Here is an 11997-nt window from a genome sequence, read left to right as displayed (position 1 = left end):
CCTCGAGACCACCGAGACCATCCTGATCCGCGAGGACGGCCCCGCCGAACCGCTCTGCAACGTGCCGCGGCAGCTCTTCGTCAAGGAGTGAGGATGGGTGGCGACCCGCACGGGCGACAAGGCACCAGATTGACCCGGCGCACGCGCCGGCCGATGATCGGGCAGACGTGACGAGGGCAGCAGATGGACGAACCCGAACCGATTTCGCATCTCGGCGAGCCCGAGCGCCTGCGCGCCCGCGACCGCTACGACCTGATCCATGACGAGATCCGTTCGCGGATCTGTCTGCTCGATTACCGGCCCGGCATGAAACTGTCGGAATTCGCGCTGGCCGAGGAATTCGGCATCTCGCGGACCCCGCTGCGCCGGGTTCTCGGGCGGCTGGAAGACGAGGGGATGCTGCGATCGGTCCACGGCGTCGGGACCTTCGTCACCGATGTCGATCATGCCGAGTTGGCCCAGGTCTACCGCTTGCGCCGCGAACTGGCCGTCCTGCAGACCACCCTCGACCCGGTCCCGCCGAGCCCCGCGCTCCTCTCCCGGCTGGAGGCACTTCTGCAGCGCGCGCTCGCGCTCAAGTCGACGCCGTCCGCGCGCGCCTTTTCCGAGCTCGACCGCGACACCTTCCTGACCTTGCTGGACCTGACCGCGAATGGTCCGCTCCGGGCGATGTCCGAGGCGCTCTATTTCCGCACCGCCCGGATCTGGCTGCAGCAGGTGACGGCCTCGCAGATCGACCTGATGCAGGAAATCGAGATCTATGCCGACGAATTGCGCGAGATCCTCAGGGCGTTGCGGCTGGGCGATCTCGACGCGGTCGGCCATATCCGGCGCGGCCATATCTCGATGAGCTTCGCGCGGATGCCCGCCCTCGCGGGCACTCCCGCGCCGACCGAGGATCTGCCCTCGACCGCTGGCTAGGCGAGACCTCGATCTCGTCCGAGCCCGGATCCCCCGGCTGCGTGTGTGGATTTACCCGGCCGACTCGATATGCCTCATCGCCGCCGCGCGCTGCTCCGCCGGAAGGGCCACGAAGATCGAGCACAGATCGCGCGTGAAGAGCGCATCGCTTTGCACATCGGTCATCTCGTCCACGGCGATGAAGTTCACGAAGCGCATGTTCTGCAAGCTGAAGATCGCCTTGCCCAGATCGTAGGCCGAGACCTCGGCGGAGACCTGCCCCGCCTTCTGAAGCGCCTCGATCTCGCGCACGAGGACGAGGGCAAGCTGATGATCGAGCGAGTGATAGGATTTGCCGAAGCGCGAATCGGCATCGGCGATCGAGGCGGCGATGACCTGACGCCAGATCTTCTTGTCGAGGAAGGTGATCGCGTGGTCGCGGATGATCGCCGCGAAGCGACGCGCGAGGTCGATCACGTCGCTCGATTTCCCCGGCAGATCCCGCGCCATCTTCTGCAACAACTCCCGGTCGCTTTCGGTCACCAGAGCGAGCAGGACGCCCGCCTTGGTCCCGTAATAGTTGTGAACGGTGACACCGGAGACCCCGGCGGCCTCGGCGATCGCCTCGATCGTGGTGGCTTCGGATCCGGCCTGGGCGAAGAGCGTGCGCGCGGCCTCGATGATGCGACGGCGGCGGTCCGCTTTCTGTTTCTCTCTCAAGCCCGACACGGGAATCCTCCTTCGTGGTCTCATGCCTGTCTGCCCTGCCCGGCCGACGGAGGCAATATTAAGCGAGAAAAATTTTTTATTGCATAAATTTTTTCCTTCATAAAGTTTATGTCAGTGCCCACCACCCGAAAGAGGACCGAGTCACCATGCGCACCCTTCCGCTCCTCCTGCCCGCCGCGGCGCTTGCCGCCGCGCTGACCTCAACCGCCGCCTTCGCCAAGGACAGCGTCAATGTCGGCGTCTGCGTTTCCTGGCCCGGCTACGGAATGCTCGAGGTCGCCAAGGAAAAGAACCTGATCCCCGATTACGACCTGAACATCACGATCTTCGAAGACCCGCTGGGCGGCCATGCCGCGCTCGCCGCGGGCCAGATCGACGTCTATGGCTGCACCGCCGACTACACCCCGCTCGTGGCCGAGCGCGGCACCGACGTGGTCAATGTCGCCCTGCTCAACCCCTCCTATGGCGTGGATCACGTCATTCTCGCGCCCGACGTCACGCCCGCCGATCTGAAGGGCAAGAAAGTCTCCGCACCGCAAGCCTATATCGGCCAACTCCTGATGGGCGTGTGGCTCGACGGCGAGGGGATCGCGCCGGGCGATGTCGAATGGGTCAACCTCAATGCCGACGAGGCGGTGGGGCCGATGCTCTCGGGCGATCTGTCCGCCGCCTACATGTACGAGCCCTGGATCACCAAGGTTCTCGAGGCGAGCCCCGGCGCGAAGAGCGTCGCGAACACCTCCGATCCGGAGATCCTCAAGACCGGGATCTTCATGGACGCGCTCTACATGAACAAGAACTTCATCTCCAAGCGGCGCGACGCGGCGCTCGCGGTGCTCAAGGCCCGCTGGGACGGCCTGGGCTACTGGCACGACCATGTCGAGGAGACCAACCAGATGCTCGCCGATTTCCTGCAATGGCCGGTCGAGGATATCGGCTATGTCGTCGGCACCAACGGCAAGAGCTTCGAGGGCGGCATCTACATGTTCGACTTCGACGAATCCGCCAAGGCCTGCGGCGTGCTCGAGGGCGACATGCCGCTCGACCTGAGCAACGGCTTCATGCCCGAGGCCGCGGCGCTGACCAATGACTGGTGGGTCAAGCTCGGGCTGATGAAGGACAAGGTCGATGTCACCAAGGCGATCGACTGCTCCCTGATGGGGGATCTCGCGGCCTCCGGATACCGTCAAGCCTTCGGCCCGAACGAGTAACCCTCAGCTGGCGGACGCCGTGGTCAACCCCCCTGTCGGCGGCGTCCGCCAATCGAATTCCCAGGAGCCCTCCATGCGCCCCTCCCACGCGCGCAAATCGCGCTTTCTCGAAGTCCGCCGCTCGATCCCGCGTCGACAGGCCATTCTCTCGGCCATCGGCATCTGGATCGTCTTCTTCGGCATCTGGCTGATCGCCACCGAAGGCGGATGGGTGAACGAATTGCTCGTCCCCTCGCCGCTCAAGGTCTTCCAGACCACCTGGAACCTCTTCGTCGATCGCGGCTTCATCGGCGATATCGGGATCTCGGTCGGGCGCGTCGTGATAGCCTTCGCGATGGCCGCGGCGCTCTCGGTGCCGCTCGGGGTGATGATGGGCAGCTTCCCGGCGATCGAGGCGATCTTCGCGCCCTTCGTCTCGGCCTGGCGCTACCTGCCCGCGCCCTCCTTCATCCCGATCCTTCTGATGTGGTTCGGGACCGGCGAGGCGCCCAAGCTCGCGCTCCTGTTTCTCGGGGTCGTCTTCTTCCTGATCACGCTGGTGATGGATCACACCAAGAATGTGCGCATGGAGCTGATCGAGACCGCTTTGACGCTCGGCGCGAACCGCTCCGTCACGGTCATGCATGTGATCCTGCCCGCGGTGCTGCCCGATATCGTCACCGCGATGCGCCAGATGCTCGCCGTCACCTGGACCTATCTGGTGATCGCCGAGATCGTCGCCTCCACCACCGGTATCGGTGCGATGATGATGCGTGCCCGCCGCTTCCTGAAAACCGACGAGATCCTCTCGGGCATCATCGTGATCGGCGCGCTCGGCCTGCTGTTCGACCTGCTCTTCAAGGCCGCGCATCGCTGGCTCTTCCCCTATCTGAAGGAGAGCCGCGGATGAGCTCGACCGTGCTTCAACTCGACCGGATCTCCAAGACCTTCCAGCTTGGCGGCGGACGCGAGCTCACCGCGGTGGACCGGGTGTCCTTCGAGGTCGAGGAAAACGCGATCTGCGTGCTGCTCGGCCCCTCGGGCTGCGGCAAGTCGACCGTGCTGCGGATGATCGCCGGGCTCGAGACCCCCACCGGCGGCGAGATCACCCTGGGCCGCCATCCCGTCACCGGGCCGGGCCGCGACCGCGGCATGGTGTTTCAGGCCTATACCTCCTTCGACTGGCTCACCGTGCGCCGCAATGTCGAGTTCGGCATGAAGATCAACGGCGTTCCGGCGGGCGAGCGGCGCGAGCGGGCCGAGCATTTCATCCGCCTCGTGGGCCTGTCGAAATTCCTCGACGCCTATCCCTCGCAGCTTTCGGGCGGGATGCGCCAGCGCGTCGCGATCGCCCGCACCCTCGCCAACGGGCCGGAACTTCTGCTGATGGACGAGCCCTTCGGCGCGCTCGATGCCGAGACCCGCTGGCAGATGCAGGAACTGATGGCCGACGTGGCCGAACAGGCGAAGACCGGCATGGTCATCGTCACCCATGACATCGAGGAAGCGATCTTCCTCGCCGACAAGATCGTGTTCCTCTCGGCCCATCCCGGCCGGGTCAAGGAAGAGATCGTTCCCGCCTTCAAAGCCGGCGGTCGCATCCGCCCCAAGGAAGAGCTGGTGCAGACCCCCGGCTATGCCGAGCTCGAACGCAAGATCATGCGCCTGATGCGCGAGGAAGGACAGCACGAATGAGCAAGACCATGCGCACCCATGTGATGCCCGAGATGACCTGGCCCGAATATGCCGAGGCGCTGAAATCGAACCCGGTCGTCTTCATCCCCACCGGCGCGCTCGAACAGCACGGGCCGCATCTGCCGATGGGGCTCGACTATCTCGTGCCCTCCGCGATCGCGAAGGAGATCGCCGAGGAGGTGGGCGGCGTCGTCGCGGCCCCCGTCACCTATGGCTACAAGTCGATGACCCGCTCGGCGGGCGGGCCCTTCTTCCCCGGCTCGACCGGGCTCGACGGCCAGACGCTCAGCGCCATCATCCGCGACATCATCCGCGAACTCGTCCGCCACGGCGCGCGCCGGATCTGCGTGCTCGACGGCAATTACGAGAACCTGTGGTTCCTCAACGAGGGGATCGACCTCGCGATGCGCGAAGTCGCTGACACGGGCGTGCGGGTGATGTGCCTGCAGCACTGGGAATTCCTCACCGAGGAAACGCTGGGCCAGGTCTTCCCCGACGGCTATCCGGGGATCGAGCTGGAACATGCCGCCGTGCTGGAGACCTCGCTGATGATGTATTTCCATCCCGATCTGGTGCTCTTCGACCGGGTGCCCGACAACGATGCCGCCGAGGCGCCCTGCTACGATGTCTGGCCGCCGCGGCGCGAATGGGTCGCCAAGGAGGGCTCTCTGATCTCGGCCAAGGGCGCGAGCCCCGAGAAGGGCGCGCTGATCGCCGCGCAATACCGGCGCGATATCTCGGCCGCCGTGCGGCGCGAATTCTACGAGTTGGGCTGATGCGCGCGACATTCGATTTCACCGGCACCTCCGTGCTCGTCACCGGCGCGAGCCGCGGCATCGGCTTGGGCATCGCCGAAGGTTTCGCGCAGGCCGGGGCCGATCTGACGATCCTGTCCGAAACCGAAGAGGTCTTCGAGGCCGCACGCGGGCTCGGGGCGAAACCGCTCCTGTGCGACATCTCCGACCGCTCCGCCGTGGCCGATGCCCTCTCGGGCATCGACCGGCTCGACGTTCTGGTGAACAATGCGGGCATGGAACGCCCCACCCCGCTGAACGGCCCCGCGCCGCAGACCGACGACACGTTCGAACGCGTGATCGCGGTCAATGTCACAGGCACCCAGAACGTCACCCGCACGCTCGCGGGACGGATCTCGGACGGGGGTCGGGTGATCCTCACCTCCTCGATCTGGGGCAAGACCTCGGTGCCGGAATTCTCCGCCTATGCCGCCTCGAAACACGCGATGATCGGGCTTGCACGCACTTGGGCCCTCGAGCTCGGCCCGCGTGCGATCACCGTCAATGCGGTCTGTCCCGGCTGGGTGATGACGGGGGCCGCGAAAGCCTCGCTCGCGGCGATGTCGCGCTCGACCGGCCGCTCCGAAGACGAGCTTCTGGGCGAGGTCATGGAAGCGCAGGCGATCGGCGGGATCATGGAGCCCTCCGACATGGCCGGTCTCTATCTCTTCCTCGCCAGCGACGCCGCCGCCAATATCACCGGTCAGGCGATCTCGATCGACCGCGGGGAGATCCTGCAATGACGCTCGCGGGCAAGACTGCCCTCGTCACCGGCGCCACCCGCGGCATCGGGCTCGCCATTGCCAAGGCGCTCGCCGCCCAGGGGACCCGGGTCGCGATCTGCCATCCGGGCGATCCGCAGGCGGCGCAGGCCGAGGCGGAACTCGCAAGTCTCGGCCCGGCGCTTTGCGTGCAGGCCGACGTGGCGCAGGAGACCGAAGTGATCGCGCTGTTCGACGCCGTCGAGGCCCGGTTCGGCCCGCCCGATATCGTGGTCTCGAACGCGGGCATCCTGCGTGAGGCGAAGATCACGGAGATGGAGATCGCCGCGTTCGACGAGGTCATCGCGGTGAACCTGCGCGGCAGCTTCCTCACCGCCCGCGAGGCGGCGCGGCGGATGAACGAGGGCCGCCTGATCCTCATCGCCTCCGATCTCGCGCATCTGGGCCGCGAGGGGCTCTCGGCCTATTGCGCCTCGAAGGGCGGCGTCGTGAGCCTCACCCGCGCGCTCGCCCGTGAACTCGCCCCCGCGATCCTCGTGAATGCGATCGCGCCCGGCTCCACCGCCACCGACATGACCAGCCCCGAGAGCATGAGCCCCGAGGCGCTGGCAAAGGATCTCGACACCCCTCTGGCCCGCTTTGGCCGGCCGGAGGAAATTGCCGCCATGGCCGTCTTTCTCGCCGGGCCCGACGCCGGTTTCATCACCGGGCAGGTCTTTGGCGTGAACGGCGGCAGCGCGATGACCTGAGGACATGACATGACCGACCCCTTCTTCCACCCCGTCTCCGGTTTCGAACTGCCGCGCTTTGCCGGCATCCCCACCTTCATGCGCCTGCCCCATGTCGCGCTCGACGATCCGCGGCTGGCCGAGGTGCAGGTCGGTCTGATCGGCGTGCCCTGGGACAGCGGCACCACCAACCGCCCCGGCCCGCGCCACGGTCCGCGCCAGATGCGCGACATGTCCACGATGCTGCGCGCCGAGCATGGTGCGAGCCAGGTGCGCCCCTTCGAGGCGATGGCCTGCGCGGATCTGGGCGATGTCGCGCCGAACCCTGCCGATATCCAGGACGCGATGGCGCGGATCACCAGGTTCTATGATCGTGTTCGCGCCGCGGGGATCGTCCCCGTCACGGCGGGCGGCGATCACCTCACCTCGCTGCCCGTACTGCGCGCGCTCGCCAGGGACCGGCCGCTCGGGATGATCCATTTCGATAGCCACACCGATCTCTTTCACTCCTATTTCAACGGGATGATGTACACCCACGGCACGCCGTTCCGCCGCGCGGTCGAAGAGGGGCTGCTCGATCCCAAGCGGGTCTGCCAGATCGGCATCCGCGGCTCGACCTACGATCAGGAGGACCGCGATTTCGCCCGCTCGGTCGGCATCCGGGTGATCCCGATCGAGGAATTCCACGCCCGCGGCGTCGCGGATGTGATGGCGGAGGCGCGCGAGATCGCGGGCTCGGGCGAGACCTACATCTCCTACGATATCGACTTCATCGACCCGGCCTTCGCGCCCGGAACCGGCACACCCGAGATCGGCGGCCCGAATTCCTATCAGGCGCTGCAGGTCGTGCGCGAACTGGAAGGCGTGAAGATCGTCGGCGCCGACGTGGTCGAAGTCTCGCCGCCCTTCGATCCCTCGGGCGGAACCGCCTATCTCGGCGCCACGATCATGTTCGAGATGCTCTGCATCATCGCAGCCGGGTGGGACGCGTCCTGAGACGCGTCCCTGAGGTTCACGGGGCACAGATGACGGCGTAATCCTCCGGCTCGCGGTGAAGCGCGAAGTTGAACACGTTGTCGCGCAGCTCGCGGCAGCGGTCGAGGTCGATCTCGGCGATCGCTATCTCGTCGCCGAAGCCCTGCGTGCGCGCGACGATCTCGCCGGTGGGCGCGATGATGCAGCTTCCCGCGATCAGGTCGCAGCCTTCCTCGCGCCCGGCCTTGGCGGTGCCGATCACCCAGTTGCCGTTCGCATAGGCCCCGGCCTGCATCGACAGGTGATTGTGGAAATCCTGCAGGTGGTCATGCTCGGGCGCGGGCGGGTAGTGGACGGGCGTATTGTAGCCCAGCATCACCAGCTCCGCCCCGCGCAGACCCAGCACCCGGAAGGTCTCGGGCCAGCGCCGGTCATTGCACAGGCACATCCCCATCTTTCCGCCGAACGCGTCGAAGACCGGGAAACCGAGATCGCCATGCTCGAAATACTTCTTCTCGAGATGCTGGAACGGCCGCCAGTCCTCGTATTCGGGATGACCGGGCAGGTGGATCTTGCGGTATTTGCCCAGGATCGTCCCGCTCTTGTCGACGAAGATCGAGGTGTTGAAGCGGCGCTTGCGCCCCCCCTCGATCACCAGCTCGGCATAGCCCAGATAGAAGCCCACCCCCAACTCGCGCGCGGTGTCGAAGAGCGGCTGCACATCGGCATTGGGCATCTCGGTCTCGTAGAACGCGTCCAGTTCGGCCTCGTCCTCGATCAGCCAGCGCGGAAAGAAGGTCGTGAGCGCCAGTTCGGGAAAGACCACCAGTTCTGCCCCGCGCCGGTGCGCCTCGATCAGAAGCGCCTGCATCCGGGCGACAGCGGAGGCGCGCGGCTCGTCCCGGGCGATGGGTCCAAGCTGGGCGGTGGCGGCAATGAATCGGCGGGTCATGGCAATCTTCCTGAAACTGATAAGGGGAAATGGAGGCTCATATCCGCAGCCCGGCCTGTGCGCAGGCCACGTCCATGAGAAGCTGGGCGCCCTTGGCGATCTCTTCGGGCGCGGTGTATTCGCGGATGTTGTGGCTGATCCCGTCCTGCGAGGGGACGAAGATCATCGCCGAGGGGCAATTGGGCGCGAACATCTGCGCGTCGTGACCGGCCCCCGAGGGCATCCGGCGATGGCTGAAGCCGCCGGCGACCGCCGCCGCCTCGACCGCATCGACCAGCGCCGGATCGAAGGCCACGGGCGCGAAACGGGCGAGCGTGCGGCGGCTCACCTCGCAGCCCGCCCGGGCGGCGAAATCCTGCGCGGCCGACCACAAACGCTCTTCCGCCGCCTGCAGCACCGCCTCGTCGGTATGGCGCAGATCGACGGTCATCACCGCCTCTTCGGGCACCACGTTCACCAGATCGGGCGCAAAGCGCATCCGGCCCACGGTCGCGACCTGCGGCGGGCCGTTCCGGGCGGCGATCTCCTGCGCCTCGACGGCGATCCGTGCGGCCACCGCGCCCGCATCGCGGCGCAGCGCCATCGGGGTCGTGCCGGCATGGGCCGAGGCGCCGGTGATCCGGAACTCGCGCCAAGAGATCCCCTGCACGCCGGTCACTACGCCGATCTCACACCCTTCGGTTTCCAGAACCGGACCCTGTTCGATATGCAGCTCGAGATAGCAATGCGGCGCGAGCGCCCCGACCGGGGCGGCCCCCGCCGCGCCGGTCGCCGCGAGCGCCTCGGCCACCGTGACCCCGTCGATCCCTTCCACCGCGAGCATCTCGTCAAGCGCAAGCGCCCCCTGCGCGACGCCCGATCCCATCATGTCGGGGGCGAAGCGCGCGCCTTCCTCATTGGTGAAGAAGGCCACCGCGACGGGCCGTTCGGTCTCGGCCCCGGCCGCATTGAGCGCCTCGATCACCTCGAGCCCGGCCAGCACGCCGAGGCTGCCATCGTAGAGCCCGCCCGTCGCCACCGTGTCGATATGCGAGCCGATCACCACCGGTTTGCCATCGCCCGAACCGGAGCGGACAGCCCAGCAATTGCCGATCACGTCGCGGGTGATCTCGAGCCCGAGCGCGCGCATCCAGCCGATGACCAGCGCGCGGCCCTCGCGGTCCTCGGGCGAAAGCGCGAGCCGCTTCACCCCGCCGCCCGGCAGCGCGCCGATCTGGCCGAGCGCCTCGAGCCGCCCCATCAGCCGGTCGATGTCGATCGCGATGCTCATGCCGCCCCCCGGACCTCGGCGGCGCTGCGGCCGACCAGTTCGCGATAGAGTTCCGGATCAGTGTCGCCCTCGGTCCCGAAGGTCAGGATCCGCGAGTCCGGCCCGATCCCGAGGGCGGCGCGCGCCTCGTCATTGGCCGCAACCGACAGGAACCCCGCGAGCCCCGCCACCGCGGATTCGCCTGCCGCCACCGGCGGATCGCCCGCGACCGGATCGGCGAGCATCCGCATCACCGCCACCGCATCCGGGTCGGCCACCGAGACCACCGCGCAGGTCAGCGGCTCGAGCACGTCCCAGGCCAGAAGCGAGACCTCGCCACAGGCGAGCCCCGCCATCAGGGTGTCGAGATCGCCCTCGATCGCGGTCGGCTGCCCTGCCCGGATCGTCTCGAGCCAGCAGGCCGAGCGGTCGGGATCGGCAAGGATCACCTTGGGGGCATCCGCGCCCCAGCGGCGGGCGAAATGCGCCGCCACCGCCGCAGCGACGCCCCCGACCCCGGTCTGGATGAAGACATGGGTGGGCGGAAGCTCGAGCGCATCGGCCGCCTCCGCCGCCATCAGCTCATAGCCCTGCATCACGTCCTTCGGGATCTCGGTATAGCCCGGATAGGAGGTGTCCGAGACGACGAACCAGCCCTCGCGCGTGGCGGTCTCCTGCGCCTCGCGCACGCTGTCGTCGTAATTGCCCGCGCAGCGGCGGACCTCGGCGCCATAGGCCTCGATCGCCTCCTTGCGCCCCTCAGACACCGTGGCATGGATGAAGATCACGCAGCGGCAGCCGAAACGCTGCGCCCCCCAGGCCACCGAGCGCCCGTGATTGCCGTCGGTCGCGCAGCAGACCGTGATCCCCGAGACCACATCCGCATGCGCCCCCGAGACGATCTCTTCGCCCGAGGGCTCGGCGATGCCCTTGATCCGGGCGACCTCGCGCGCCAGCAGGCGCAGCACCGCATAGGCCCCGCCAAGCGCCTTGAAACTGCCAAGCCCGAAGCGCCCGCCCTCATCCTTGAAATGGACCGCCGCGACCCCGGCCTGCGCGGCGAGCCCCGGCAGGCTCACCAGCGGGGTCGGCGCATAGCCGTCCCAGCCGGAGATGGTCGCGCGCGCGGTCTCGAAAGCCGCGTCATTGAGCACCGCCGCCTGTTTCGGCCCATAGGACATAACCGGATCGAAATGCGCATTGAGGAGAAGCTCGCTGCGCTGTTGCGCGCCCAGAGCATTGTCGAAGATCATCGAGGGATCCTTTTCTTGAGTGGTCATGACGCTCACCCCCTGGCCTGTCCGGCGCGGCGGCGGATCAGCTCGGCCAGCGCCACGAGGGCGATATTGCCGAAGACGATCATCACCGCGAGCGCGTTGAGCGAGGGCGACAGCGCGAAACGGAAATCGGAGGCCACGAGCACCGAGAGCGGTTGCGCACGGCCCGAGACGAAGGCGGTCAGAACGTATTCCGACGACGACAGGACAAAGGCCACGACCCAGGAGGCCAGAAGCCCGTTCGCCATCAGCGGCAGCACCACGCGGCGGAAGGCCGAGAGCCCCGAGGCCCCCAGATCGGCGGCGGCTTCCAGCAATCCCCGGTCGATGCGGATCAGCACCGAGGCGATCACCAGCGTCGAGAAGGGCAGCACGATCACCGTCTGCGCGCCGATCACGGTCAGCAGGCTGCGCGGCAGTCCGGCCTCGTTGAACAGGATCAGCTGCGCCACCGCGAGGATCAGCTTGGGGATCAGGAAGGGCGCGAGCAGCAGCACGGTGAAGATCCCGCGCCCGCGCATCGGGTAGAAGCTCAGCGCCAGCGCCGCGAGCGCGCCCAGCACGGTCGCGCAGATCGCGACCAGGAAGGCCACCGAGAGCGTCGTCAGAAACCCGCCGCCCAACCGCCCGTCACCCAGAACATCGGCATACCAGTGCAGCGTGAAGCCCGAGAACGGCAGCGACATGATCTTGGAATCGTTGAGCGAGAACAGCGCGATCATCGCGATCGGCAGATACATGAAGGCGAAGACCGCCCAGACCCAGAATGTGGCCGCGCGCGACATC

13 protein-coding genes are annotated in these 11997 nt (G+C 67.2%); 8 read left to right on the top strand and 5 right to left on the bottom strand.

Annotated features, from left to right (window positions below):
* Positions 1–183 precede the first annotated feature (183 nt).
* Positions 184–921 carry a GntR family transcriptional regulator gene (locus DW2_RS09870; RefSeq protein WP_051855803.1) on the top strand — a complete coding sequence of 246 codons (738 nt, stop codon included), beginning with the start codon at positions 184–186 and terminating at the stop codon, positions 919–921.
* A 51-nt stretch (positions 922–972) separates the two neighbouring features.
* On the opposite strand, the gene DW2_RS09865 is transcribed toward DW2_RS09870, so the two are convergent.
* The gene (locus DW2_RS09865; RefSeq protein WP_038145862.1) at positions 973–1629 is read right to left on the bottom strand and encodes a TetR/AcrR family transcriptional regulator; all 657 of its coding nucleotides are present in this window, start codon (positions 1627–1629) and stop codon (positions 973–975) included.
* A gap of 146 nt (positions 1630–1775) precedes the next feature.
* On the opposite strand from DW2_RS09865, the gene DW2_RS09860 reads away from it, so the two are divergent.
* The 7 genes from DW2_RS09860 to speB all read left to right on the top strand — a co-directional run bounded on the left by DW2_RS09860 (position 1776) and on the right by speB (position 7754).
* Positions 1776–2840, top strand: coding sequence for an ABC transporter substrate-binding protein (locus DW2_RS09860; protein WP_051855799.1), 1065 nt, complete (start codon positions 1776–1778; stop codon positions 2838–2840).
* Between the two features lie 73 nt (positions 2841–2913).
* Positions 2914–3729 carry an ABC transporter permease gene (locus DW2_RS09855; protein ID WP_051855796.1) on the top strand — a complete coding sequence of 272 codons (816 nt, stop codon included), beginning with the start codon at positions 2914–2916 and terminating at the stop codon, positions 3727–3729.
* Positions 3726–4514 carry an ABC transporter ATP-binding protein gene (locus tag DW2_RS09850; RefSeq protein WP_038145860.1) on the top strand — a complete coding sequence of 263 codons (789 nt, stop codon included), beginning with the start codon at positions 3726–3728 and terminating at the stop codon, positions 4512–4514. Before DW2_RS09855 ends, DW2_RS09850 begins: the two co-directional genes overlap by 4 nt.
* Positions 4511–5290, top strand: coding sequence for a creatininase (locus DW2_RS09845; RefSeq protein WP_202900108.1), 780 nt, complete (start codon positions 4511–4513; stop codon positions 5288–5290). Before DW2_RS09850 ends, DW2_RS09845 begins: the two co-directional genes overlap by 4 nt.
* A complete protein-coding gene (locus DW2_RS09840) occupies positions 5290–6051 on the top strand; it encodes an SDR family NAD(P)-dependent oxidoreductase (RefSeq protein ID WP_038145858.1) in 762 nt (253 codons plus the stop codon). The genes DW2_RS09845 and DW2_RS09840 overlap by 1 nt, the downstream gene beginning before the upstream one ends.
* Positions 6048–6779 carry an SDR family NAD(P)-dependent oxidoreductase gene (locus DW2_RS09835; protein ID WP_038145856.1) on the top strand — a complete coding sequence of 244 codons (732 nt, stop codon included), beginning with the start codon at positions 6048–6050 and terminating at the stop codon, positions 6777–6779. The genes DW2_RS09840 and DW2_RS09835 overlap by 4 nt, the downstream gene beginning before the upstream one ends.
* 9 nt (positions 6780–6788) lie before the next feature.
* Positions 6789–7754: an agmatinase gene (speB, locus tag DW2_RS09830; RefSeq protein ID WP_038145854.1), complete on the top strand. Its 966-nt coding sequence runs from the start codon at positions 6789–6791 to the stop codon at positions 7752–7754.
* A 16-nt stretch (positions 7755–7770) separates the two neighbouring features.
* On the opposite strand, the gene DW2_RS09825 is transcribed toward speB, so the two are convergent.
* Genes DW2_RS09825 through DW2_RS09810 form a run of 4 tightly spaced genes read right to left on the bottom strand, consistent with a single transcriptional unit; the run spans position 7771 to position 11996 of the window.
* Positions 7771–8685: an N-carbamoyl-D-amino-acid hydrolase gene (locus tag DW2_RS09825; RefSeq protein WP_038145852.1), complete on the bottom strand. Its 915-nt coding sequence runs from the start codon at positions 8683–8685 to the stop codon at positions 7771–7773.
* Between the two features lie 37 nt (positions 8686–8722).
* Entirely contained in the window at positions 8723–9955 is a 1233-nt protein-coding gene (locus DW2_RS09820; protein WP_038145849.1) for a Zn-dependent hydrolase, read from the bottom strand.
* Positions 9952–11214, bottom strand: coding sequence for a diaminopropionate ammonia-lyase (locus DW2_RS09815; protein ID WP_238321304.1), 1263 nt, complete (start codon positions 11212–11214; stop codon positions 9952–9954). The genes DW2_RS09820 and DW2_RS09815 overlap by 4 nt, the downstream gene beginning before the upstream one ends.
* 5 nt (positions 11215–11219) lie before the next feature.
* Positions 11220–11996: an ABC transporter permease gene (locus DW2_RS09810; RefSeq protein ID WP_038145847.1), complete on the bottom strand. Its 777-nt coding sequence runs from the start codon at positions 11994–11996 to the stop codon at positions 11220–11222.
* Between the last annotated feature and the right edge of the window lies 1 nt (position 11997).

This window comes from Thioclava atlantica, assembly GCF_000737065.1.
Taxonomy (GTDB): Bacteria; Pseudomonadota; Alphaproteobacteria; order Rhodobacterales; family Rhodobacteraceae; genus Thioclava; species Thioclava atlantica.
Note: the sequence above shows the minus strand (reverse complement) of the source record. Positions and strands in the feature narration are given on the sequence as shown.

Coding starts and splice junctions, on each gene's coding strand:
- DW2_RS09835 (WP_038145856.1), top strand. CDS start 6,048: ATGACGCTCGCGGGCAAGACTGCCCTCGTCACCGGCGCCACCCGCGGC.
- DW2_RS09810 (WP_038145847.1), bottom strand. CDS start 11,996: ATGTCGCGCGCGGCCACATTCTGGGTCTGGGCGGTCTTCGCCTTCATG.
- DW2_RS09825 (WP_038145852.1), bottom strand. CDS start 8,685: ATGACCCGCCGATTCATTGCCGCCACCGCCCAGCTTGGACCCATCGCC.
- DW2_RS09870 (WP_051855803.1), top strand. CDS start 184: ATGGACGAACCCGAACCGATTTCGCATCTCGGCGAGCCCGAGCGCCTG.
- DW2_RS09845 (WP_202900108.1), top strand. CDS start 4,511: ATGAGCAAGACCATGCGCACCCATGTGATGCCCGAGATGACCTGGCCC.
- DW2_RS09850 (WP_038145860.1), top strand. CDS start 3,726: ATGAGCTCGACCGTGCTTCAACTCGACCGGATCTCCAAGACCTTCCAG.
- DW2_RS09815 (WP_238321304.1), bottom strand. CDS start 11,214: ATGACCACTCAAGAAAAGGATCCCTCGATGATCTTCGACAATGCTCTG.
- DW2_RS09860 (WP_051855799.1), top strand. CDS start 1,776: ATGCGCACCCTTCCGCTCCTCCTGCCCGCCGCGGCGCTTGCCGCCGCG.
- DW2_RS09855 (WP_051855796.1), top strand. CDS start 2,914: ATGCGCCCCTCCCACGCGCGCAAATCGCGCTTTCTCGAAGTCCGCCGC.
- speB (WP_038145854.1), top strand. CDS start 6,789: ATGACCGACCCCTTCTTCCACCCCGTCTCCGGTTTCGAACTGCCGCGC.
- DW2_RS09820 (WP_038145849.1), bottom strand. CDS start 9,955: ATGAGCATCGCGATCGACATCGACCGGCTGATGGGGCGGCTCGAGGCG.
- DW2_RS09840 (WP_038145858.1), top strand. CDS start 5,290: ATGCGCGCGACATTCGATTTCACCGGCACCTCCGTGCTCGTCACCGGC.